This is a genomic window from Roseateles sp. P1_C6 (assembly GCF_056406315.1).
In genome coordinates, this window is sequence record NZ_JBFUAK010000005.1 from 130,086 (window position 1) to 151,824 (window position 21,739).

19 protein-coding genes are annotated in these 21,739 nt (G+C 69.6%); 8 read left to right on the top strand and 11 right to left on the bottom strand.

The genetic code is table 11. The features are described from left to right. Nucleotides 1-431: 431 nt before the first annotated feature. The 8 genes from AC1D29_RS11985 to AC1D29_RS12020 form a co-directional block, all read right to left on the bottom strand. On the bottom strand, nucleotides 432-1,745 hold the full coding sequence (locus AC1D29_RS11985) for an ABC transporter substrate-binding protein (protein WP_477897509.1): 1,314 nt from the start codon (nucleotides 1,743-1,745) through the stop codon (nucleotides 432-434). Next, complete coding sequence (locus tag AC1D29_RS11990; RefSeq protein WP_477897511.1) at nucleotides 1,742-2,566, bottom strand: carbohydrate ABC transporter permease; 825 nt, start codon at nucleotides 2,564-2,566, stop codon at nucleotides 1,742-1,744. Before AC1D29_RS11990 ends, AC1D29_RS11985 begins: the two co-directional genes overlap by 4 nt. After that, nucleotides 2,563-3,459, bottom strand: coding sequence for a carbohydrate ABC transporter permease (locus AC1D29_RS11995; protein ID WP_477897513.1), 897 nt, complete (start codon nucleotides 3,457-3,459; stop codon nucleotides 2,563-2,565). The genes AC1D29_RS11990 and AC1D29_RS11995 overlap by 4 nt, the downstream gene beginning before the upstream one ends. After that, nucleotides 3,456-4,547 carry an ABC transporter ATP-binding protein gene (locus tag AC1D29_RS12000; protein WP_477897515.1) on the bottom strand — a complete coding sequence of 364 codons (1,092 nt, stop codon included), beginning with the start codon at nucleotides 4,545-4,547 and terminating at the stop codon, nucleotides 3,456-3,458. Before AC1D29_RS12000 ends, AC1D29_RS11995 begins: the two co-directional genes overlap by 4 nt. Nucleotides 4,548-4,699: 152 nt before the next feature. Continuing rightward, nucleotides 4,700-5,815 carry a glycoside hydrolase 5 family protein gene (locus tag AC1D29_RS12005; protein ID WP_477897517.1) on the bottom strand — a complete coding sequence of 372 codons (1,116 nt, stop codon included), beginning with the start codon at nucleotides 5,813-5,815 and terminating at the stop codon, nucleotides 4,700-4,702. A gap of 12 nt (nucleotides 5,816-5,827) precedes the next feature. After that, complete coding sequence (locus tag AC1D29_RS12010; RefSeq protein ID WP_477897519.1) at nucleotides 5,828-6,817, bottom strand: aldose epimerase family protein; 990 nt, start codon at nucleotides 6,815-6,817, stop codon at nucleotides 5,828-5,830. After that, a complete protein-coding gene (gene galK / locus AC1D29_RS12015) occupies nucleotides 6,814-7,983 on the bottom strand; it encodes a galactokinase (protein WP_477897521.1) in 1,170 nt (389 codons plus the stop codon). The genes AC1D29_RS12010 and galK overlap by 4 nt, the downstream gene beginning before the upstream one ends. Continuing rightward, nucleotides 7,980-9,050 carry a UDP-glucose--hexose-1-phosphate uridylyltransferase gene (locus tag AC1D29_RS12020; protein ID WP_477897523.1) on the bottom strand — a complete coding sequence of 357 codons (1,071 nt, stop codon included), beginning with the start codon at nucleotides 9,048-9,050 and terminating at the stop codon, nucleotides 7,980-7,982. Before AC1D29_RS12020 ends, galK begins: the two co-directional genes overlap by 4 nt. 146 nt (nucleotides 9,051-9,196) lie before the next feature. Here AC1D29_RS12020 and AC1D29_RS12025 point away from each other — a divergent pair, with 146 nt between their 5' ends. Beyond that, nucleotides 9,197-10,165, top strand: a complete 969-nt coding sequence (locus tag AC1D29_RS12025) for an ArsR/SmtB family transcription factor (protein ID WP_477897525.1) — start codon at nucleotides 9,197-9,199, stop codon at nucleotides 10,163-10,165. A gap of 4 nt (nucleotides 10,166-10,169) precedes the next feature. On the opposite strand, the gene galE is transcribed toward AC1D29_RS12025, so the two are convergent. Next, the gene (gene galE / locus AC1D29_RS12030; protein WP_477897527.1) at nucleotides 10,170-11,180 is read right to left on the bottom strand and encodes a UDP-glucose 4-epimerase GalE; all 1,011 of its coding nucleotides are present in this window, start codon (nucleotides 11,178-11,180) and stop codon (nucleotides 10,170-10,172) included. A gap of 119 nt (nucleotides 11,181-11,299) precedes the next feature. Between galE and AC1D29_RS12035 the strand changes: the two genes are divergently transcribed. The 5 genes from AC1D29_RS12035 (at nucleotide 11,300) to AC1D29_RS12055 (ending at nucleotide 17,157) form a co-directional block, all read left to right on the top strand. After that, nucleotides 11,300-12,367, top strand: a complete 1,068-nt coding sequence (locus tag AC1D29_RS12035; RefSeq protein WP_477897529.1) for a glycoside hydrolase family 43 protein — start codon at nucleotides 11,300-11,302, stop codon at nucleotides 12,365-12,367. A gap of 92 nt (nucleotides 12,368-12,459) precedes the next feature. After that, nucleotides 12,460-13,719 carry a sialidase family protein gene (locus AC1D29_RS12040; RefSeq protein ID WP_477897531.1) on the top strand — a complete coding sequence of 420 codons (1,260 nt, stop codon included), beginning with the start codon at nucleotides 12,460-12,462 and terminating at the stop codon, nucleotides 13,717-13,719. A gap of 328 nt (nucleotides 13,720-14,047) precedes the next feature. Beyond that, complete coding sequence (locus AC1D29_RS12045) at nucleotides 14,048-14,416, top strand: hypothetical protein (protein ID WP_477897533.1); 369 nt, start codon at nucleotides 14,048-14,050, stop codon at nucleotides 14,414-14,416. 94 nt (nucleotides 14,417-14,510) lie between these two features. Continuing rightward, entirely contained in the window at nucleotides 14,511-15,983 is a 1,473-nt protein-coding gene (locus AC1D29_RS12050; RefSeq protein ID WP_477897535.1) for a peptide MFS transporter, read from the top strand. A 94-nt stretch (nucleotides 15,984-16,077) separates the two neighbouring features. Next, nucleotides 16,078-17,157 (top strand): substrate-binding domain-containing protein, encoded by a 1,080-nt coding sequence (locus tag AC1D29_RS12055; protein WP_477897537.1) that lies wholly within the window; start codon nucleotides 16,078-16,080, stop codon nucleotides 17,155-17,157. 15 nt (nucleotides 17,158-17,172) lie between these two features. Here AC1D29_RS12055 and AC1D29_RS12060 read toward each other — a convergent pair whose 3' ends face one another. Both AC1D29_RS12060 and AC1D29_RS12065 read right to left on the bottom strand, forming a co-directional pair. Then, complete coding sequence (locus tag AC1D29_RS12060) at nucleotides 17,173-20,073, bottom strand: adenosylcobalamin-dependent ribonucleoside-diphosphate reductase (RefSeq protein WP_477897539.1); 2,901 nt, start codon at nucleotides 20,071-20,073, stop codon at nucleotides 17,173-17,175. 54 nt (nucleotides 20,074-20,127) lie between these two features. Continuing rightward, nucleotides 20,128-20,697, bottom strand: coding sequence for a DUF1134 domain-containing protein (locus AC1D29_RS12065; RefSeq protein WP_477897541.1), 570 nt, complete (start codon nucleotides 20,695-20,697; stop codon nucleotides 20,128-20,130). A 100-nt stretch (nucleotides 20,698-20,797) separates the two neighbouring features. Between AC1D29_RS12065 and AC1D29_RS12070 the strand changes: the two genes are divergently transcribed. Next, the gene (locus AC1D29_RS12070) at nucleotides 20,798-21,229 is read left to right on the top strand and encodes a hypothetical protein (protein WP_477897543.1); all 432 of its coding nucleotides are present in this window, start codon (nucleotides 20,798-20,800) and stop codon (nucleotides 21,227-21,229) included. Beyond that, nucleotides 21,111-21,662, top strand: a complete 552-nt coding sequence (locus AC1D29_RS12075) for a PilZ domain-containing protein (protein ID WP_477897545.1) — start codon at nucleotides 21,111-21,113, stop codon at nucleotides 21,660-21,662. The genes AC1D29_RS12070 and AC1D29_RS12075 overlap by 119 nt, the downstream gene beginning before the upstream one ends. The last annotated feature ends 77 nt before the right edge of the window (nucleotides 21,663-21,739 follow it).

Consider the following 21,739-nt stretch of genomic DNA (forward strand, 5'->3'; position numbering starts at 1 on the left):
GTGTGGCGCTGCCTTCGGCCGGTTATTGAACGAAATCTTGGCACCTGCGGCGCCGGTCCCCGACGTCTCGAGCCGCCTGGCAGACGGCTGCTTCGACATCATTACAAACAACTTTTCTTGCAACATTGGGCGCAGCAACGCTCCTGAACGGAGCCGGGTGCCGCCCCGGCTGCCAGCGTGATGCCGCAGCCGATACCTTCAGAACCCTTTCATGCAGTGGCCGTGGGCGCCACCTCGTTGCGGGTCCGCACGGCCGGGGCCGGCGGTCCTTTTCGATCATTGAACTGATTATTCACCAATTTACTTGTTATAAAACTATCGCAAACCATGAGTCGAGCACGCGGCACATCCGGCTTGGCGGGCCGAGCACCTGGCCGCTCCCAAGCCGTCCCCTCGGGGGGACCGGCCAAGTAATCCTTGGACGAGTGGCTTCATTTCAGGAAGCGCGATTCGCGCGCCAGCAGGTTGTTGATGCGCTGCTGGCCCTTGGCCAGCGTGGCCTCCAGCGGCTCGCCGGAGACGACGATGGCCGAGACGGTTTCGCCCAGCAGGCCCATCACGCGCGACTGGCGTGCGACGGTGGTGGGCAGGCCGGTGCCCACCTGCGCCACGGGGCCCAGCGCGGCGCGCATGGGCAGCGCCTTGAAGGCCGCACTGTCCACGGCCGACTGGCGCGCCGGCAACTGGCCGGTGCGGGCCCAGGCCAGGCTCTCGTCGTTCAGGAAGCGCAGGAAGCTCAGCGCCGCGCCGCGCTCGGCCGGCGTCTGCCTGGCGTTGCGCAGCATGACCCACACGTGGCTGTCGGCCCAGGTGGCGGGCCTGGCGTACAGCGTGGGCTCGGGCACGGACTCGTAGGCGCGGCTCAGCGGGTTGCCGGCCTGGGCCGCGCGGTCGTTGAGCTGGCCCAGCAACCAGGTGCCGTTGGGCATCACGGCGCCGGCACCGGCCATGAAGGCCTGCAGCGCGGCGCTGTAGTCCATGTGGCGCGTGGACAGGCCTTCCGCGTAGACCGTGCGCATGAAGGCGACGGCCGCCTTTACCTCCGGCGTGTCGAGGGCGATGGCCTGGTCGGTCTTGGGGAACAGGTTGCCGTTCTGCTGCTGCACCAGGCCCAGCACGCTGCGCGCGAAGAAGCTGGGGTCGTTCAGCGTCAGCCACACGAAATAGGGCTTGCCGGTGGCGCGCTTGAACGCGCGCGCCTGATCCAGCAGTTCCTGCGTGGAGGTGGGCAGCCGCGCACGGCCTTGCGCGTCGACCAGGCCGGCCTGCTTCATCAGCCCCAGGTTGATGTGCCACAGCATCGCGTGGCTGTCGTAGGGCAAGGCCAGCACGTGGCCGCCAAGCGTCACGCCGCGTCGCGCGTGGGGCGTGAAGTCGGCGGCATCCAGCGCGCCGTCCAGCGGCTGCAGCAGGTCGCGCTTGGCGAAATCGCCCAGCACGGAGCTGTGCATGATGGCGATGGTGGGCAGGTCGCCACCGACGATGCGCGCGCCCAGCTGCGGGTAGTAGGCCGAGTGCTCCACCACTTGCGTGTTGACGTGGATGCGGCCGGTCTCCCGCGCATTGAACTTGTGGGTGAGCACGGTGATGATCCCGCACTCGCTGCTGACCTGCGCCGGGTCGGTCACGTGGCCGAACTCCGCGTCGCAGCTGCCGAAGAAGCGGGCCAGCGTGATCTCGACGGGGGCGGCCGCCGCAACGCCCGTGAGCAGCGCGGCGGCGAAGATGATGAGGTGGCGCTTCATGCCGGCTTGCCTCCCGCCACGGCCGCGACGATGTGGCGCTGGAAGAACGCGTACAGCACCAGCACCGGCAGCGCGGCGAACACGGCCTGCGCCATCAGGAAGCCCAGCCCCTCGGACTGCGCGAAGTTGGTCTGCGTGGCCGCCAGGCCCAGGGTCAGCGTGTACATCTCGGGCCGGGTCGCGGAGATCAGCGGCCACAGGTAGTCGTTCCACGCGGCCAGGAAGCTGAAGATGCCCAGGGTCGCCTGCGCGGGCAGCGTCAGCGGCAGGATGACGCGCCAGAAGATGGTCCAGCGCGACGCGTTGTCCATCAGCGCGGCCTCCTCCAGCTCGCGCGGGATGGCCTTGAAGAACTGCGTCATCAGGAACACGCCGAAGGGCGCGGCCAGGCGCGGCAGCACGAGGCCCGCGTAGCTGTTGTGCAACCCAAGCTCGGCGAAGAAGCGGTGCAGCGGAATGACCACCGCAGGCTCCGGCACGGCCAGGCCCGCCAGCACCAGCGCGAAGACGATGCGCTTGCCGCGGAACTCGCAACGGGCAAAGCCGTAGCCCGCCAGCGACGACAGCAGCAGCACCAGGAGCGTCTGCACGCCGGCCACCACGCAGCTGTTCAGCACCCAGCGGAACACGGCCGGATTGGCCAGGATGTCCGCGTAGTTGCGCAGCGTGAACGGCGTGGACAGGATGGCGTCGGTGCGCTCCATCAGCACCGCGTTGGACTTCAGCGACAGCACGAACACCCAGACCAGCGGCAGCATCCACAGCACGGCCAGCAGAACGGCGCCGGCCAGCAGCAGGCGGTCGAAGAGCGACGTCTTCATGGCGCGTCCTCCTTCTTCTCGGCCCAGCGCTGCACCGACACGCCCAGCACCAGCAGCACGAACAGCAGCTGCGCGGCAGCGGCCGAGTAGCCCAGCGCCCATTGGTCGAACAACGCCTCGTAGATGAACATCACCATCGTCCGCGTGCTGTTGTTGGGCCCGCCATTGGTCAGCAGCTGCGCCTGGCCGAACACCTGCAGCTGCCCCAGCAGCTGCACGATGGCCACGAGGATCAGCGTGCGGCGCAGCGCCGGCAGCGTGATGAAACGGAACGCGCGCCAACGGCTGGCGTTGTCCAGCGCGGCGGCCTCGTACAAGTCCTTGGGCACCTGCTGCAGCGCCGCGAGGATGAGCGTCATCGGCAGGCCGATGCCCCACCACAGCGTGACCAGCGCGATGAAAGGCAGCGCCAGGCGCTCGTCGCTCAGCGGCGCGAGGTCGGGCAGACCCAGCGACTGCAGCCCCTGGCTCAGCAGCCCGCGGTCCGGCAGCAGCACCAGGCGCCAGATCAGCGTGACCACCGTCACCGACAACACGTTGGACGCAAAGAAGGTGCCGCGAAGCCAGGCGCCGAGCTTGCCCGGCCGGTTCAGCACCAGCGCCAGCGCCAGGCCCAGGCCCACGAAGGCCGGCGTGCACATCGCCGCGAACAGCACCGTGTTGGTGGCGCTGCGCAGGAAGATCTCGTCCTTGACCAGGTCGATGAAGTTGGCCAGGCCCACGAACTGGCCGCGGCCCGTCAGCAGGTCCACCGCATGAAAGGACAGCCACCACCCCTCCAGCACCGGCGCGACGAGCAGGCCCAGGTAGCAGAGCAGGAAGGGCGCAACAAAAGCCCAACCCACCCAGGCGGGTCCGGCGATGGCCGAGCGATGCAAGGTGGCTGCGCTCATGCGGCGGCGGCCTCGGCGTGGTGGGCGACGCCGTCGGCATCGAAGACATGCAGCTGGCCGAGGTCGGGCTGCAGGCGAACGGCATCCCCCAGCGCCAGCGCGCGCTGCACCGGCACCTCGGCGACGATGACGCTGCCGTTGCCGATGCCCACGTGGGCCAGGCTGCGTTCGCCCAGTCGCTCGATCAGTTCGACGCTGCCGGACACGGCGCCGTCGTCGGCCAGCTTCAGCCCCTCGGGCCGCACGCCGATGCACAGCTCGCGCGACGCCACGCCCGCCCTCACCTGCGTGCGCAGCACCGCGCCGCCCGCCAGCCGCACGGCCATGCAGCCCTGCTCATCGGCCACGCGCTCCACCGGCAGGAAGTTCATCGCCGGGCTGCCGACGAAGCCGGCGACGAACTTCGTGCGTGGCCTCTGGTAGATCTCCATCGGCTGGCCGACCTGCTCGATGCGGCCGCCGTTCATGACGACGATGCGGTCGGCCAGCGTCATCGCCTCGACTTGGTCGTGCGTGACGAACACCATCGTCGAGCCCAGTCGCTTGTGCAGTCGCGCCAGCTCGATGCGTGTGCGGTTGCGCAGCTTGGCGTCGAGGTTGGACAGCGGCTCGTCGAACAAAAAGGCCTTGGGTTCCTTCACCACCGCACGGCCGATGGCCACGCGCTGACGCTGCCCGCCAGACAGCTGCCCGGGCAGGCGCTGCAGCAGCGCGTCCAGCTCCAGCATCTGCGCCGCGTCGTTCACGCGGCGGTTCACCTCGGCGTCCGCCACGCCCACGTTGCGCAGCCCGAAGGCCATGTTGTCGAACACGCTCATGTGCGGGTACAGCGCGTACTGCTGGAACACCATCGCCAGCCCGCGCCGCCCCGGCGGCAGCTGGGTCACATCGGTGCCGCCGAGCACGATGCGGCCACCGGACACGCTCTCCAGCCCGGCCAGCATGCGCAGCAGCGTGGACTTGCCGCAGCCCGAGGGCCCAAGCAGCACGATGAACTCCCCCGCGGCGATGCTGAGCGAGAAGTCGGGAATGATTTCGACGGCGCCAAAGCGCTTGGCGACACCGGCGAATTCGATGCTTGCGGTCAAAGGACTTGTCTCCGGTGTTGGACGTCGTTCATGGCGACACCTCTGTCCATTCTTTCTTGGCGGGCCGAGCGCCGGGCCGCCCCAAGCCGGCCCCTCTGGCGATGTGCGCGCGGCTCAATGCCGCAAGCATCGCCGTCCCCTCGGGGGACCGGTCAGGTGCGCCCGCGTTCAGCGCGAGCGCGACTGGCCGAGGGGCTCCCATGCTGCCGTAGCAGTTCCGCTTCGCGTTCGCGGTATGGCTTGCCGTCGGTGTGCAGCACGTCATGGAACCAGACCAGCGGCGGGTGGATGGTGTAAGGGCGCTGCCAGGAGTCCCAGGGCATCTTGGTCTGGCTCTTGCCGTCGACGAAACCCCAGTTGATCATGCCCACGTCCTCACGGGCCGCGATGGGCAGCGCGATGTCGAACGTGGAGCCCAGGCTGCGCGCCATGTACTCGGTGCAGATCAGCGGGCGGCCGTACTGCTGCAGCTGGCGGATGCGGGCCTCGAACTTCTCGGGCCAGTTGTAGTCATGAAAGCTGACGACGTCCGAACATGCCAGCTGCGCCTTCTGCACCGCGTTCAGCTCGGGCGACTCGGGCGCCCAGTTGTCGCCCAGCCATAGGCCGCTGGTCAGCGGCTGGATGGGATTCTGCGCACGCGCCCAGTCGAAGGCCTGCGGGATCATCTCGGCGACCAGCGCGATCTTGTCCTTGGCTTCGCGCGGCTGGTAGTAGCCCATGCCGCCCCCCTGGTTGTCGGGCTCGTTCCAGACGTCCCAGTAGGTCACGCGCGGGTCCTGGCCGAAGGTCTTGACGATGTCTTCGACGTAGGCACGCAGCTGCGGCCAGGTGGCGCGGTCGCCCAGTTGCGCCGCCGAGGGGCTTTGCACCCAGCCGGAGTTGTGCACGCCGGGGATGGGCTCGCGCTGCGGGCCCAGCTTGGGCTCGGGGTCCCAGCAGGAGTCGAACAGCACGAACATCGTGCGGATGCCGTGCCGGTCGGCAATGTCCAGGTACTGGTGGATGCGCTGCTTGAAGCCGGCCGCGTCCTGCGCCCACAGCAGGTCGTGCAGGAACACGCGCATCGTGTTCATGCCCAGACCCGCGGCCCAGCCGAGTTCGAGATCGATGCGCTCCGGGTCGAAGGTCTCGGCCTGCCACATGGCCAACTGGTTGATGGCGGAGGCGGGCACGAAGTTGGCGCCCAGCGCCCAGGGCTGCGCCTTGAACCAGGCGTGGGCCTGCGCGGGCGTCCAGCGGGCGGGGGTGGAGGTCGGGTTGCTCATGGTCGTTCGGGGTCAGGCCGTGCGGGCCGGGGTGAATCGGTAGGTCAGTTGATGGCGATAGGTCTCGCCGGGGCGCAGCACGGCATTGCGCTGCGGCCATTCCGGGTGGTGCGGGCTGTCGGGCAGCGCCTGCGGCTCCAGCGCCAGGCCGGCGTGCTTGGCGTAGGGGCGACCGTCGCGACCCGGCGTGCGGGGCAGGAACTCGCCGGCGTAGAACTGCAGGCCGGGCTGGCCGCTGCGCAGATCGAGCGCGAGGTCACCGTTGGCGGACGACAGCGCGGCATGGCTGCCCAGCCAGCAGTGGTCGTGGCACAGCGGCCTGGCCTGCGTGGCTTCCAGCGCTTGCAGCGCATCGCCGATGCGGCGGGGTTCGCGAAAGTCGAACGGCGTGCCGGCCACGTCGGCTTGTTCACCGGTGGGGATCAGGTCGGGGCGGACCGGCAGATAACGGTCGGCGGCGATCTGCAGGCGATGGCTGGTGATGTCGCCGGTGCCGTCGAGGTTGAAGTAGGCGTGGCTGCTGAGGTTGCAGAGCGTGGGAGCGCTGGTCGTCGCTTCCAGCGTGAGGCTGACGCTGAACGGTGGCTCGACGCGGTAGGTGGCGCGCACGGTCAGCTCGCCCGGGAAGCCCTGGTCGCCATCGGGCGAGCGCAGCGCGAGTTCGAGGCGGTCGGCCGAGTGGCTGACCACGTCCCACAGCTTGCGATGGAATCCGCCCGCGCCGCCATGCAGCTGATGTTCGCCCTCGTTGGCCTGCAGCGCAAAGTGCCGGGCGTCCAGTGCAAAGCGCGCGCCGGCGATGCGGTTGGCGTGGCGGCCGACGACGGCGCCGAGGTAGCCCGGCTGGGTCAGGTAGTCGGCGGGTGTCTGGTAGCCCAGCAGCACCTCGCGTGAGGTGCCGGCGACGGGAATCAGGCAGGACATCCACGCCGCGCCGGCATTGGTGACGGTCACGCGCAGTCCATCGGCCGACTGCAGCGCGAAGCTGCTGGGCGCGCTCATGCCAGCACCCCCGCGCCGCCCGATGCGGTGCAGACATGCACCTCGGCCGCGCGGCCGTCCGGCGAGCGGTAGCCCCTGGCCACCGCCGCGCGGATCTCGGCGACCATGGCCTGTGGCGCCAGCGCGATGACGCAGCCGCCGAAGCCGCCACCCGTCATGCGCGCCCCGCCGGCGTCGCCGATGACGTCCTGCACCAAGGCCGCCAGCGCATCGATGGCCGGCACCGTGATCTCGAAGTCATCGCGCATGGACCAGTGGGACTCGCGCATCAGGCGGCCGATCTCGCGCAGGTCGCCGGCTCGCAGTGCGCCCGCCAGCAGCTCGCAGCGCTGGCTGTCGCTGATGATGTGCCGCGCACGGCGGCGCACGACCGGGTCCAGCGAGCCGCCGAGGCGCGACCACAGCGAGTCGTCCACATCGCGCAGCGCCTTCACGCCCAATCCCGCGGCCGCCGCCTCGCATTGCTGGCGACGCAGGTTGTATTCACTGTCCACCAGCCCGCGCTGGATCTTGGAATCGATGACCAGCACCGCCGTGCCTGCCGGCAGCGGGATCGGCTGCACATCCAGGCTGCGGCAATCCAGCAGCAGCGCATGGCCTTGCACGCCCAGAGCCGACGACATCTGATCCAGCACGCCGCACTGGCAACCCGCGTAGACGTTCTCGGCCCGCTGCCCCGCCAGCGCCATCGCCTTGGGCGCCAGCTGCCAACCGTTCAGCGCCGACAGCGCCTGGCCCACGGCCAGCTCCAGCGACGCCGATGAACTCAGCCCCGCGCCCTGCGGCACATTGCCGGCGATGGCCAGCTGTGCGCCGCCGACCGCCAGCCCCTGCGCTTTGAGCACGGCCACCATGCCTTGCACGTAGCGCAGCCACTGCGGGCTCCCGCTGACGTCGGTTGCGTCGCCGACGCGGAAGCGCCCCAGCGATTCGCCGATGTCGCAGGCCAGCACCTCGACGACGTCGTCATCGCGCGGCGCCGCAGCCACGACGGTGTCGCGGTCGATGGCGCAGGGCATGGCGAAACCCTCGTTGTAGTCGGTGTGCTCGCCGATGAGGTTCACGCGGGCCGGGGCACGCGCCACGCGCTGCGGCCGGGTGCCGAAGGCGCGCAGGAATCCCTGCGCCGCGCGTGCATGCGGCGTTGTCTGGAGGTCGACGGTCATGCGGCCCTCGCCTGTCGGTAGTGAAGGGTGTCGCTGACGTCGCGCAGCCGCTGCGCGGCCACCTCCGGCGTCAGGTCGCGCTGGGCCTCGCCCAGCATCTCGAAGCCCACCATGAACTTGCGCACGGTGGCCGAGCGCAGCAGCGGCGGGTAGAAGTGGGCATGCAGTTGCCAGTGCTGCATCGCCGCGTCGTCCGCGCTCCCGGCCTCGTGCGGCGCGCCGTGCCAGCCCATGGAGTACGGGAACGAGCACTGGAAGAGGTTGTCGTAGCGCGTCGTCAGCCGCTTCACGGCCTCGGCCAGGTCATCGGCCTGCGCGGGCGACAAGGCCTCCAGCCGCAACGTGTGGGCCTTGGGCAGCAACAGCGTCTCGAACGGCCACGCGGCCCAGTAGGGCACGACGGCCAGCCAGTGCTCGGTCTCGATGACCACGCGTTCGCCGGCGGCCAGTTCGTCTCGCGCATAGCGCAGCAGCAGCGACTCGCCATGCGCGGCGAGGTAGTCGCGCTGGTGCTGATCGGCCAGCGCGGCCTCGTCGGGCAGCCGGTCCAGGCCCCAGATCTGGCCATGCGGATGCGGGTTGGAGCAGCCCATGGCCGCGCCCTTGTTCTCGAACACCTGCACCCAGCGCCAGCGTGCGCCCATGTCGATGGACTGCGCCTGCCAGGCCTGCACGACGGCGCGCAGCGCAGGCAAGTCCATCTCGGGCAGCGTCAGTGAATGATTGGGCGAGAAGCACAGCACGCGGCATTCGCCGGCGACCGGCTCGGGCTGCATCAGGCTGCCGGCGGCTGCCGCCGGCATGTCGACGGCATCGGGCTGCAGCGCCGCGAAGTCGTTCGCGAAGACGAAGGTGTCGCGGTAGCCGGGGTTGCGTTGGCCGTTGGCGCGCACATTGCCGGCGCAGAGGTAGCAGTGGGCGTCGTGCGCGGGCAGCGGCGTGTGGTCGACCGCCTCCTGCGCGCCCTGCCAGGGGCGCAGCGTGCGGTGCGGCGAGACGAGCACGTGGCGGCCCGTCAGCGGGTTGCGCCGGCGGTGGACATGCTCGTGAGAGGCGGGAGAACTCATGCAATGCATTGTCGCCATTTTATTTGTTATTAACGATCAGTCATTACCCTAGTCGGTGCGCCGCCGCCCAGGGAAAGCGCGCTGCGCCCAGCCGAGGTGCCCGCATAAACTCCCAACTTCTTTGGATCCAAAGGTGGAGTGGAGCGATGGAGGTCTCGGGCAGCCGAATCTTGATGGTCGAGGGCGACGCCGCGCTGGCCGTGGCCAAGGCGCTCGCCTCCGACACCCGCCAGGCCATGCTGGGCATGTTGACCCACCAGGTGCTGAACGTCTCCGAACTGGCCTCGGCCATGGGCCTGCCCCATTCCACGGTCAGCTTCAACATCAACCAGCTGCAGGCCGTGGGCCTGGTGTCGGTGGAGGTGGAGCCCGGCACGCGCGGCCAGCAGAAGCTGTGCTCCAAGCGCTATGACGAGGTGCGGCTGCGGCTGCCCGGCGCGGCGGTGGAGTCCCGGCCCAACGTCATGTCCATCAACATGCCCATCGGCAGCTACCGGCATGTGGAGGCCAAGCCCAGCTGCGGCCTGGTCAGCGAGACCAAGATCATTGGCATGCTGGACGACCCGCGCTCCTTCTTCGAGCCCGAGCATGTCTACGCGCAGCTGCTGTGGTTCGGCGGCGACGGCTACGTGGAGTACGCCTTCCCGAACAACCTGCCGTACGGCGCGGTGCCTTCGCATCTGGAGCTGTCGGTGGAGATCTGCTCCGAGGCGCCGCAGTTCAACGAGGACTGGCCGTCGGACATCACGCTGTGGATCAACGACGTCGAGATCGGCACCTGGACCAGCCCCGGCGACTACGGCGGCAAGGCGTCGCTGCTGATGCCGGCGTGGTGGCAGACCGACCGCACGACGCACGGGCTGCTGAAGCAGTGGAGCGTGGGCCCCAAGGGCTCCATGATCGACGGCGTGGCGCTGAGCGGCGTGCAGATCGAGCAGCTGACGCTGCCGCAGACCAACCACATCAAGGTGCGGCTGGGCATCAAGGAAGACGCCCGCAACCGCGGCGGCATGAACCTGTTCGGCCGCAAGTTCGGCAACTACCCGCAGGACATGGTCATGCGCGTGGCGTTCGATTTCCCGCGCGGCACCGGCCCCGGGGCGGGCGCGGCCTGACACGTCAGTCGTAGCCGTTGGGGTTGGTGGACTGCCAGCGCCAACTGTCCCCGCACATCTGGCCGAGGCCCAACTTGGCCTGCCAGCCCAACAGCGATTCGGCCCGCGCCGGGTCGGCCCAACTCTGCGCCACGTCGCCGCCGCGGCGCGGCACGAACTCGTGCGCGAGCGGCTTGCCGCACGCCCCCTCGTAGGCGCGCAACACCTCCAGCACCGAGTGGCCCTGCCCCGTGCCGAGGTTGAACACATGCCAGCCCGGCCGGCCATGCACATGGCCCAGCGCCGCGAGGTGGCCGGTGGCCAGGTCTTGCACATGGATGTAGTCCCGCATGCCGGTGCCGTCGGGCGTCGGGTAGTCGCGCCCGAAGATCTGCAGCGCCGCGCGCCGGCCCACGGCCACCTGGGCGATGAAGGGCATCAGGTTGTTCGGCGTGCCCTGCGGGTCCTCGCCCAGCAGGCCGCTGGGGTGGGCGCCCACCGGGTTGAAGTAGCGCAGCGCGCACAGCGACCAGCTTGCGTCCGCCGCGGCCAAGTCCTGCAGGATCTCCTCGACCATCAGCTTGCTGCGGCCATACGGGTTGGTCGTGCCGGTGGGCGCGTCCTCGCGCAGCGGCATGGTTTCGGCCAGGCCATAGACGGTGGCCGAGGAGCTGAACACCAGCGTGCGCACGTCCATGTCGCGCATCGCCGCCAGCAGGCTCAAGGACCCCTGCACGTTGTTGTCGAAGTACGCCAGCGGCTTGTGGACCGATTCGCCCACCGCCTTCAGCCCCGCGAAATGCATGACGGCCTCGGTGCGGTGCTCGGCCAGCACCCGGCGCAGCAGCGCGCCATCGCGCACGTCGCCCTCCTGAAAAGCCGGCTCGCGCCCGGCCAGTTGGGCGATGCGCGCCAGCACCGCCGGCTTGGCGTTGCTGAGGTTGTCCAGCACCAGCACCTCGTGCCCCGACTGCAGCAGTTGCAGCGTGGTGAGGCTGCCGATGTAGCCGGCACCGCCGGTCACGAGCACGCGCATGAGGTCTCCAATCGTTGTTGGGCCCATTATTAACCAATTTACTTGTTATAAACAAGAAAGCCGACTAGCATCGCGCCGCCTCGGGGCCGCTGGGCCACCAGGCGAGGAGACAACAACCGATGAACCACAACGACGACAGCACGCCGGGCCAGGCGCTGCGCCGCCGAGGCCTGCTGGGCCTGGCTGCCGCACTGGGCCTGGGCGCGCCAGGAGCCGCGATGACCGCGCCGCAGACGAAAAGCACTTTCACCAACCCCGTGCTGCCCGGCGTCGAGGCCGGCGACCCCTGGGTCGTCTGGCACGCCGGCCGCTACTACCTGACCGCCACCTTCGACCCCGAGGGCGGCCTGTGGGTCTACAGCTCCGACAAGTTGAGCGACTGGCGCAACGCCGAGCGCCGCAAGGTCTGGACGCCCGAGCCGGGCGGGCCGCGCAGCAAGATGATCTGGGCGCCCGAGCTGCACCTGCTCGACGGCCGCTGGTACCTGTACTTCACCGCCGCCGATGGCGTGGACGCCAACCACCGCCACTACGTGCTGGAGGCCGAACACCCGATGGGCCCGTTCGTCGACCGCGGCCGCGTGCATGCCGAGCATGAGCGCTACGCCATCGACGGCTCCGTGCTGCGCCTGAAGGACGGGCGGCTGTTCTGGATGTACGCCGACGACGGCCTGTGGATCGCGCCGATGAGCAACCCCACCCGCGCCGCCGGCCCGGGCGTGCGCATCGTTCGCGGCGAGCACGACTGGGAGCGCGGTTGGCACAAGGTGGACGGCCGCTGGCAGCCGCAGCGCGACAACCACTGGATCGAGGCGCCCCAGGCCCTGCAGCGCAACGGCCGCGACTTCGTCGTCTACTCCGCCGGCCACACCGCCGCCGTCTACTACCTCGGCCTGCTGGAGCTGACCGGCAACGACCCGCTGGATCCGAAGAGCTGGACCAAGCACCCGAAACCGGTGTTTGGCCCGACCGACAAGGTCTTCGCCCCGGGCCACAACAGCTTCACCCGCTCGCCGGACGGCACCGAGGACTGGCTGGTCTATCACGCCAAGGACCAGGACGCCGGCGACGCGAGTGGCCGCACGATGCGCATCCAGCGCTTCACCTGGTCCGCGGACGGACGGCCGCTGTTCGGCCCGGCGATTGCCAGCGGCGTGCCCCAGCGCAAGCCGTCCGGCGAAGCCTAGACCGCCTTTCCTGCCCCTCCCCCACACGCCCGCCGCAGCGCTCGCTGCGATGCGGCTAGGCCACCTCATCCCTTCGCTTTTGGAGCGCAACAATGACCCTCCTCATGAAGCTCTGGCAAAAACTCGCCGGCACCGCCGCGCTGTTGCCCGTCCTGCTGCTGATCAGCGCCTGCGCCAGCTGTGGCGGCGGTGGTGGTGGTTCGTCCACGCCAACGCCCGAGACGCCGACACCTCCCCCGCCCACCCGCACCGGCACACTGCTCAGCGAGGCCTCGGTGTTCTACCCGCGCGTCATCCGCCTGGCCCACCAGGCCGACGCCAGCCTGAACGGTGCCGTCATCGCCAGCGCCATCGGCTTTGACGGCGACAAGGGCCAAGGCCGCATCTTCATCAGCCGCGACGACGGCGCCACGTTCGCCCCGCAGGGCGCCGTCAGCGACGCCGCCTGGCCCAAGGGCCTGTGCTGTGGCTCGGTCTACGAGCTGCCCGCCACCGTCGGCACGCTGGCGGCCGGCACGCTGCTGTGGTCGGCTTCCGTCGGCCAGGACACCCCCGGCACGCCGATGCAGCACCCCATCTACCGCAGCACCGACGCCGGCAAGACCTGGACCGCGCTGAACGCGAACTGCGGCACCGGCCGCAAGCCGCGCGGCGGCGACGGCACCGGCATCTGGGAGCCCGAGTTCCTCGTCACCAAGAGCGGCCAGCTCGCCTGCATGTACTCCGACGAGACCGAGGATGGCGCCTCGCAGGTGCTCAAGATCATGAGCACCGCCGACGGCGTGACGTGGACTGCGCCGCGCCTGCTCGTCGCCGCCGTCAAGTCGACCGACCGCCCTGGCATGGCCGTCACCAGCCAGTTGGGCGACGGCAGCTACCTGCTCAGCTACGAGTTTTGCAGCACGGCCGGCCTGGACTGCCGCGTCTACCTGAAGCGCTCCGCCGACGGCCTGGACTGGGGTGACGCCAGCGACAAGGGCTTCGAGCCCCAGACGGCCGACGGCCGCTGGTTCCGCCATGCGCCCACGCATGTCTGGCTGCCGGCGCAAAAGCGCATCGCGCTGGTCGGGCAGATCCTGAACAACAGCGCCGGCAGCGTGGATGCGGCCGGCAACGGCGGCACCGTCTTCATCAGCAGCACGGCCGACGGCAGCGGCGCCTGGACGACGATGGCCGCGCCGGTCAAGCCGCTGAACCCACCCACCGCCACCAACTGGTGCCAGAACTATTCGTCGCCGCTGCTGCCCTCGGCCGACGGCAAGCAGCTGCTGATGCTGGCCAGCGACTTCGAGACCCTCAACGGCGCGCAGGTCTGCCGCACCCGCCTCGCGAGGGGCGCGCTGCCGTCCTGACCCGCGGCGGCGGGCTCGCTGGCCGGCAAGGCGGCTGCCGGCGCGCTGGCATGTAAGCAGCACAAAGTCCTACAGCCGCGCATCCAGGTGGAGGGCATCGTCCAGGAGCGCACACGGTGGCGCAGCAGAGGGCCCTGGCATGAGACTCCCCTTCCGATTTGCCGTGCCGAACTGGTTCGGCGACCCCGACCCGGCGCTGGTCAGCCCACGCGCGGTCCCGCGTCCGCTGTGGCGTCGCGCCTTTTCTCGCCCACGCCGTTCGCCGCGCTGGTGGGTGCCGGCAGCCGCCGCACGCAAGCCCATCCTTTGGCCGCATGGGTGATCCAGCGTGAGCTTCTGGATCTCCACGCCGTTCTCCCAGGAGCCCCGGATCGCGCTGGTCCGGTGGCGTGCCTGGGAAGTGCAGGTGCCCAACTACGACGCCCCCACCTGGCACCTGGTCGGCTACATGGAAGACCAGCACTGCGCCAAGGTGTCCTCCGCGGTGGCCTTCGTGCACATCGACACCGAGGAAGTGACCACCAAGACCGGCCGGACCTATGCGCTCAGCGGGCCGTCGGGTGTGGATGCCGATGCCGCCTACCTCTGGGAGTCCTGGCAGCGGCAGCACGGCGTCGTCGTGCTGCGAGAAGTCACGACGGACATCCTCGATGGGCGCCAGCCCATGGCGGTGAACCTGATACGCCCACCCGGCTAGCCGCCGGCGCGGCGCCAGCGGCGTGTAAAGCCGCCCGCTCCGCGGGATGACACCCAGGCGGCGCCTGTCCGGGCACCCGGACAATCCGCGCCCCATGAAACAACGACAACAACACTGGACGCGCGTGCCCGAAGGCTCGGCCGTGCTCTTCATGGTGCAAGTCTTCGCCACGCTGGGCTTCGCGGTGCTGCAGTCCACGCTGGTGCTGTACGCCACGCGCCGACTTGGCTTCAGCAGCGAGCAAGCGGCGCTGATGATGGGCTTGTTCGGCGCCTTCAACTACGGGCTGCACCTGTTCGGCGGCTACCTGGGCGGCCGCTTCCTGAGCAACCGCAACCTGTTCGTCGGCGGCATGCTGCTGCAACTGCTGGGCTGCGGCGCCATCGCCGGCGGCAGCCTGGCTGGGCTGTACTGGGGCCTGGCGCTGTTCCTGACCGGCAGCGGCCTGAACGTCACCTGCCTGAACATGATGCTGACGCAGCGCTTCGCGCCCGAGGACGACCGCCGCGAAGCCGCCTTCCTGTGGAACTACGCGGGCATGAACGTGGGCTTCTTCATCGGCTTCACGGTGGCCGGCCACTACCAGCTGGAAGAGCTGTACAGCACCATCTTCTGGTTCGCGACGCTGGGCAACGCGATGGCCATCGCGCTGGCGCTGATCTTCTGGCGCGCGCTGGCCGACCGCGACACACCGCTGGCGCAGCGCAGCGGCGCGGGCTTCTGGGGCCGCTTCGCGATCGGCATCGGCGTGCTGACCGGCCTGGTGCCGCTGCTGGCCTGGCTGCTGCAACACCCCACCGACACCGCCCTCGGCATGAAGGCCTTGTGCGCCGCGGTGGGCGTGGCGCTGCTGGTGATGACGCAGCGCCACCCGGTGCCCGCCGAAAAGCGTCGCATGCAGGCCTACCTGGTGTTGATGCTGGGCTCGCTGGTGTTCTGGTCGCTGTACCAGATGGCGCCCAATGGCCTGCAGATGTACGCAGTGGGCAACGTCTGGATGAACGTCTGGGGCGTGCCCGTTGCGCCGCAGTGGGTGCAGAACATCAACACCGTCTGCATCGTCATCGGCGGGCCATGGCTGGCGGCCGTGTTCGCGCGCTGGCGCGCCAGGGGCTGGCCGGTGGACATCCCGATGCAGTTCTCCGCCTCGCTCGCGCTGATGGGCCTCGGGTTCCTGGCGCTGCCGCTGGGCATCCACTTCGCCGACCCGGCCACGGGCCGCGCCGATTTCTCCTGGCTGTTCATCAGCTACGTGCTGCAGTCGGTCGGCGAGCTGCTGATCTCGCCGGTGGGCTACGCCATGATCGGCCGCCTCGCGCCACGGCAATACCAGGGCGTCATGATGGGCGCCTGGATGCTGGTGACCGGGCTGGCCTCGCTGTTCGCCGGGGACTTCTCGGGCGTCGTCGCGCAACCGGTGGATGGGTCGCCGCTGACAACGAATTCGCAATACGCAGTGCTGTTCACGCAGCTGGCGGTGGGCAGCCTGGTCACCGGGGCGGCGCTGTTTGCGCTGCGGCCATGGTTGAGGCGGTTGATCGACGCCAGTGGCGACAACACGCACTGACCCGACGCGTAGGGCTGACGCCGCTACAGCGGTGGCGCAGCTGGCGGGCGTCGGCCATCAACACGGCCGCCCCCGGCGGGGTTAGGCTGCGCGCATGGCCTTCACAAGCTCCGGGTGGCGTGCGGCGCCCATCGCATCCCCTCGATGGGAGCGCCGCCAGGCATTGGCCACGCTCGTCGCCTGGCTTGCCGCCGCGACCACCGCGCAGGCCGACGCACCGACCGACGGGCCACGACGCGTCGTCTTCCTCGCGCAGGACTTCCGCAATGGCGGCATCACCGCCGTCTATCGCGGCTTCGAGCAGGCCTGCCAGGAACTGGGCTGGACACTGAGCATCGTCAACGGCGCGGGTGACCGGGCGACGATCAGGAGACTCTTCGACCAGGCGCTGCGCACCGACACGGATGCGATCGTTCTGGGAGGGTTCGATGAAGCCGACATCGCCGACCGGCTGGCCGCAGCCGCACGGCCCGTGCCCGTGCTGGTCGGTTGGCATGCGTCCTCGCGCCAGGGCTCGCCATCCAGCCTGTTCGCCAATGTCGGCACCGACCCCGCCGTGGTCGCCGAGATGGCAGCCGCCTTCGTGACGCAATCCGCTGCGGCGCGCCCCGGTGTCGTCATCTTCAACGACGGCCGCTTCGACATCGCCAACTTCAAGACGCTGCGCATGCGGGAAGCCTTGTCACGCTGTGCCGGCTGCGAGCTGTTGGCGGTCGAGGACATCCCCATCTCGAACGCGGCCAAGGAGATGCCGGCGGCGCTGGAGAGGCTGCAGCGCCGCTTTGGCACGCGCTGGACCCATGTGCTGGCGATCAACGACGTCTACATGGATTCCCTGCACTTCCCGCTGCTCGCCCTGGGCCGCCGCGACATCGTCGGCATCGCCGCGGGAGACGGCTCCCGCAACGCATTGAGCCGCATACGCTCCGGTCGATCCCAGCAGATCGCCACCATCGCGGAGCCGGCGGGATTGCAGGGTTGGCAACTGGCCGACGAGTTGAGGCGGGCCTTCGCCGGGCAGCCGCCCAGCGGCCGCGTCGCCCGCCCGATTGCCGTCACGATGGAGCTGCTGCGCCAGCTGGGGCCTCGTGATGTCGACGACGCATTGCCTTACCGGGCCGAATATCGGCAGCAGTGGTTTGGCAGCCAGTCCGGCCGCGCGAAGGCTCAGTGACCGCGGCGCTCGAGCTCAGCCACACTGCCCCACATACCCGCAAGCCGTGCAGAAGTCGCAGCCATCCTTGTGGATCATGGTCGCGTTGCCGCACTCGGGGCACGGCCGGCCGGCCTGCACCTGCAGCGCACCCGCGGCCGCCGCAAGCTTGGGAGCCGGTGTCTGCAGCAGGCCCATGTCGGTCAGCGGCTGGCCGGCCTCGTCGAGGATGCCCAGCATCGCGTAGCGGTGGATGACGAGCCGCGCCACATAGGCCACGGTCGATGGCCAGACCTGCTGGCGGCGCTCGCCATTCAATGACGGCACGGGCGCCATGAAATGGCCCAGCGGCTCGCCGACGTTGAGCAGCTTGCGCAGCTTCATCGCGATCCAGCCGGGGTCCATCACGCGCATGTCCAGCGACAGCAGGCGGGCGAGGCCGTCCAGCGCCTTGGGGTAGTTGCCCGAGAAGCCCATCGCGCAGGGGCGCGTGACGCTCCCACCCTCGGGCGTGGGCAGCACGACCTCCTTCAGCGTCAGCGTGAACTGCTCGTTGGTCGCCGGGTTGTCCACGTCGACGGCCCAGGCCAGCGTGCCGGACACGCCGGTGCGCGGCTCGTTGCGACTGAACATCGCATCGACAACCGGCGTGGGGCCGCCCTCCTGCAGCGCGCCGAGCTGCTCGCAGCGCCAGCGGATGACGGCACCCGTTGCGGCGACGACGCCGGGGAAGAGGCGCTTCTCTCCGCTGGGCGGCATGGGCATCTCGAAGGCGCGCTCTTCGGCCACCGTGGCCAGCGCGTCCAGCTTCAGGCGCAGCCAGGCGGCGTCGTTGGTGCGCAAGTCCATGGACAGCGTCTTGGCCAAGGCGGAGAGGCCGCGCGGCTGCTCGGCGCCGTTGACCCAGACCTCGAACGGCAGGTTGCGGCCGAACAGGCCGCCATCGGGGCCGTCCAGCGGCAACTCGCCGATGAACAGCGCAAAGTCGCCGTGCGGGTGCTGGATCAGGTAGCTCCACGCCGGGTTGCCGCCGGGCATGTCGGGGCGGCCGGGCCAGCGCAGCGACGCGACGACGGCATTGGGCAGGCGCTCTACGCGCAGCCGCTGGTTGGTGCCGTCCACGTCGGCGCGCAGCGGCTCGGGCTGCTTGACCTCGGGCGTCACGCTGAGCACCGAACCCAGCACGCTGTTGGGCCGATAGGTGGCCAGGCCCTTCAGCTTGGTCTGCCAGGCCTGGATGTAGAGGTTCTGGAAGTCCTCGTACGGGTAGTCGGCCGGCACGTTGACGGTCTTGCTGATGGACGTGTCGATGTAGGGCGCCACGGCCGCGACCATGGACGCGTGGTCGGCCGCGCTCAACTCCAGCGCGGTGACGAAGGCGTCGCTCAGCGGTGCGTCGGCGCCGAACAGGTGGCGGTACAGGCGCCAGGCGTGGTCCTCGACCGCGTACTCCTTGAAGCCACCGCCCTCGGTCTGCGGCAGGCGCTTCTTGCGCGTGTAGGTCCAGGAGAAGGCCGGCTCGATGCCGTTGCTCGCGTTGTCGGCAAAGGCCAGGCTGATGGTGCCGGTGGGCGCGATGGACAGCAGGTGCGAGTTGCGCAGGCCCTGCGCGCGGATCTTGTCCTTCAGCCCCTGCGGCAGCCGCGACGCGAAGCTGCCGCCGGACAGGTAGAGGTCGGCGTTGAACAGCGGGAAGCTGCCGCGCTCGGCGGCGATGTCGCTGGACGCCGAGTACGCCGCGTCGCGCATGACCTCGCTGATGTGGCTGGCCATGTCGCGCGCTTCTTGCGTGTCATAGCGCAGGTTCAGCATGACGAGCGCATCGCCCAGGCCCGTGAAGCCCAGGCCCACGCGGCGCTTGTTGCCGGCCTCGGCGGCTTGCGCCGGCAGCGGCCACGGCGTCACGTCCAGCACGTTGTCCAGCATGCGCGTGGCCACGGCCACGACCTCGGCAAAGCCGGCCTCGTCGAACGCGGGCCTGGCGCTGAACGGGTCGCGCACGAAACGCGTCAGGTCGATGGAGCCCAGGCAGCAGCAGCCATAGGGCGGCAAGGGTTGCTCGGCGCAGGGGTTGGTCGCCGCAATCGTCTCGCAGTAGTGCAGGTTGTTGTCGGCGTTGATGCGGTCCAGGAAGAGCACGCCCGGTTCGGCATGGTCGTAGGTGGAGCGCATGACCTGGTCCCACAGCGCGCGGGCCTTGACCTTGCGGTAGACCCACTGCCCGTCGCCGCGCTGGTAGGCGCCGGCGTCGATCTGCTCGGCGCTGGGCTGCGCCTTGTGCGCCAACTCCACGGCGTCGTCGGCCTGCACCGCCTCCATGAAGGCGTCGGTCACGCCGATGGAGATGTTGAAGTTGCGCAGGTCGCCCTGGTCCTTGGCGTGGATGAAGGCTTCGATGTCGGGGTGGTCGCAGCGCAGCACGCCCATCTGCGCGCCGCGGCGGCTGCCGGCGCTCTCCACCGTCTCGCAGCTGCGGTCGAACACGCGCATGTAGCTGATGGGACCTGACGCGTGGCTGCGCGTGGAGCCCACCCAGGCGCCCATCGGCCGGATGCGGCTGAAGTCGTAGCCCACGCCGCCGCCGCGACGCATGGTCTCGGCGGCTTCGGTCAGCGCCGTGTAGATGCCGGGCACGCCGTCCTCCGGCGTGGCGATGGAGTCGCCCACCGGCTGCACGAAGCAGTTGATCAGCGTGGCCGACAGCTCGGTGCCGGCGGCGGACATGATGCGGCCGGCCGGCACGAAGCCGCGCTTTTGCGCGTCCAGGAAGGCGGCCGTCCAGCGGGCGCGGTCGGCCGGTTTCTCGGCCTGCGCCAAGGCCTTGGCGACACGCTCGCGCAGCTCGTCCGGGGTCTGTTCGCCGCCCTTGGCGTACTTCTCGATGAGGACTTCGCTGCTGATGTCCTGCACCGGCAGGTCGGGTGTGGTGATGCTCACGGGACGCCTCGAATACTGTATGAATTAACAGTCTACGCCTGCCGGCGCGGTGAATCAGAACGGGTTGATGCTCTTCTCGCGCCGGTAATGGATATAGCCCACGCTGGCCCCCGCGCGCAGCCCCACGCCCAGGCGGATGGGCGCCAGCGTGATGCCGTTCAGGCGCTGGTAGTTGATGCCCGCGCCGCCGATGTAATAGAGGCTGCCGTCCACGCCGGGGAAGCGCTGGTAGATGTCGGCCGCCTTGGGCAGCTTGTAGACCAGCGTGAACACCTTGGATGCATTGGCGCCGAGGTCGAAGCCGATGGACGGGCCGGCCCAGAACACCTTGGCCGAGCCGCCGCCCTTCATCAGCAGTTCGCCGTCGCCATAGCGCAGGCCCACGGTGATGGCCGCCGACGCCTCCTCGCCCTTGATGTAGGCATTGGGCCGGCCCTGCTCCTTGAAAGCCTTCTCGATGACCTTGGCCAGCCCTTCCGTCGTCTGGCCGAAGAAATCGGTGGCCGCCTTGAGGATGGAGTCCTCGTCGTAGGTGGCGTCCTTGTCGTCGGCCGCCACGGCCGGCAGCGCCGAAGCGGCAGCCAGGGCGGCGAGATGTTGCAGGTGCTGGCGGCGGTCGATCATGGGCGGCTCCTTGGGACATTCCTTGAGCGGCCCAGCATAAACAAAGCCCCGTGAACTTTGGCCGCCCGTTGCCCCTTCACACAACCTAGACTCGATGGTCATGTCGTCCAACCCCGACCTCCAGCGGCTATCGGCCGCCCTCGAATACGTCGACCTCGCCGCCGGGCTCTACTTGGCGGGCGGTGCGGACAACGCCGCGCGGCTGCTGGCCGCCGCCGCCGAGCAGCAGCTGGGCGACTTGGTGCGCCTCATCGACGCGCCCAGCGCGACGATGGACATGCGCGAGATGCTGGCCCGCATCGCCCGCGCCCACCGCCCCGCCGTCGTCGCGCCGCGCGCGCCCGCCGAGCGCGACTGGGACGACGAGCCCGTGCTGACCGACGCGACGCGCGAGGAGACCATCGCCTTCCTGCGTGCCGCCTGGTTCATGCTGGAGGCCATGGGCCTGGCGTCGCTGGCGCCCGAGCGGCTGCAGCAGGCCGTGGAGAACAGCACGGTGTTCGGTAGCGCCGAGCTGGAACCTTTCGTCTAGGATCGATCGCACGATCTGGTTCAGCCCGCGGGAGAACACCATCAGCACCGAACGCCGCCAATTCGCCCGCGTCACCTTCGCCGCCGGTGCCGAGCTGATCACGACCCAGTCGCACCTGCGCTGCCAGGTCATCGACATCTCGCTGAAGGGCGTGCTGCTGCAGCTGCCGGCCGGCCCGCTGCCGCAGGCGGGCATGCCCTGCCTCGTCAAGCTGCCGCTGGGCGACGCTGACGGCGACGGCGCGAGCGACATCGTCATCGCGATGGCCGGCGAGCTGGCCCATGTCGAGGGCGACCATGCTGGCGTGCTGTGCCGCAGCATCGACATCGAGTCCATCACGCATCTGCGCCGCCTCATCGAGGTGAATCTCGCCGACCCGGCGGCCTCGGAGCGCGAACTCAAGGCGCTGATTGCCGCGGCTGGCGGCGCCTAGGGTCTTTTCGGGCCGGGGCGCCGGGTTTGGCGCCTGCTATGCCCGGTTTCGTCGCATCGCCCACCGGCGGGTGACGG

Bases quoted from the DNA above. Each gene is read 5' to 3' on its own strand.
- AC1D29_RS11985 (WP_477897509.1), bottom strand. From the start codon at position 1,745: ATGAAGCGCCACCTCATCATCTTCGCCGCCGCGCTGCTCACGGGCGTT.
- AC1D29_RS11990 (WP_477897511.1), bottom strand. From the start codon at position 2,566: ATGAAGACGTCGCTCTTCGACCGCCTGCTGCTGGCCGGCGCCGTTCTG.
- AC1D29_RS11995 (WP_477897513.1), bottom strand. From the start codon at position 3,459: ATGAGCGCAGCCACCTTGCATCGCTCGGCCATCGCCGGACCCGCCTGG.
- AC1D29_RS12005 (WP_477897517.1), bottom strand. From the start codon at position 5,815: ATGAGCAACCCGACCTCCACCCCCGCCCGCTGGACGCCCGCGCAGGCC.
- AC1D29_RS12010 (WP_477897519.1), bottom strand. From the start codon at position 6,817: ATGAGCGCGCCCAGCAGCTTCGCGCTGCAGTCGGCCGATGGACTGCGC.
- galK (WP_477897521.1), bottom strand. From the start codon at position 7,983: ATGACCGTCGACCTCCAGACAACGCCGCATGCACGCGCGGCGCAGGGA.
- AC1D29_RS12020 (WP_477897523.1), bottom strand. From the start codon at position 9,050: ATGAGTTCTCCCGCCTCTCACGAGCATGTCCACCGCCGGCGCAACCCG.
- AC1D29_RS12025 (WP_477897525.1), top strand. From the start codon at position 9,197: ATGGAGGTCTCGGGCAGCCGAATCTTGATGGTCGAGGGCGACGCCGCG.
- galE (WP_477897527.1), bottom strand. From the start codon at position 11,180: ATGCGCGTGCTCGTGACCGGCGGTGCCGGCTACATCGGCAGCCTCACC.
- AC1D29_RS12035 (WP_477897529.1), top strand. From the start codon at position 11,300: ATGAACCACAACGACGACAGCACGCCGGGCCAGGCGCTGCGCCGCCGA.
- AC1D29_RS12040 (WP_477897531.1), top strand. From the start codon at position 12,460: ATGACCCTCCTCATGAAGCTCTGGCAAAAACTCGCCGGCACCGCCGCG.
- AC1D29_RS12050 (WP_477897535.1), top strand. From the start codon at position 14,511: ATGAAACAACGACAACAACACTGGACGCGCGTGCCCGAAGGCTCGGCC.
- AC1D29_RS12055 (WP_477897537.1), top strand. From the start codon at position 16,078: ATGGCCTTCACAAGCTCCGGGTGGCGTGCGGCGCCCATCGCATCCCCT.
- AC1D29_RS12065 (WP_477897541.1), bottom strand. From the start codon at position 20,697: ATGATCGACCGCCGCCAGCACCTGCAACATCTCGCCGCCCTGGCTGCC.
- AC1D29_RS12070 (WP_477897543.1), top strand. From the start codon at position 20,798: ATGTCGTCCAACCCCGACCTCCAGCGGCTATCGGCCGCCCTCGAATAC.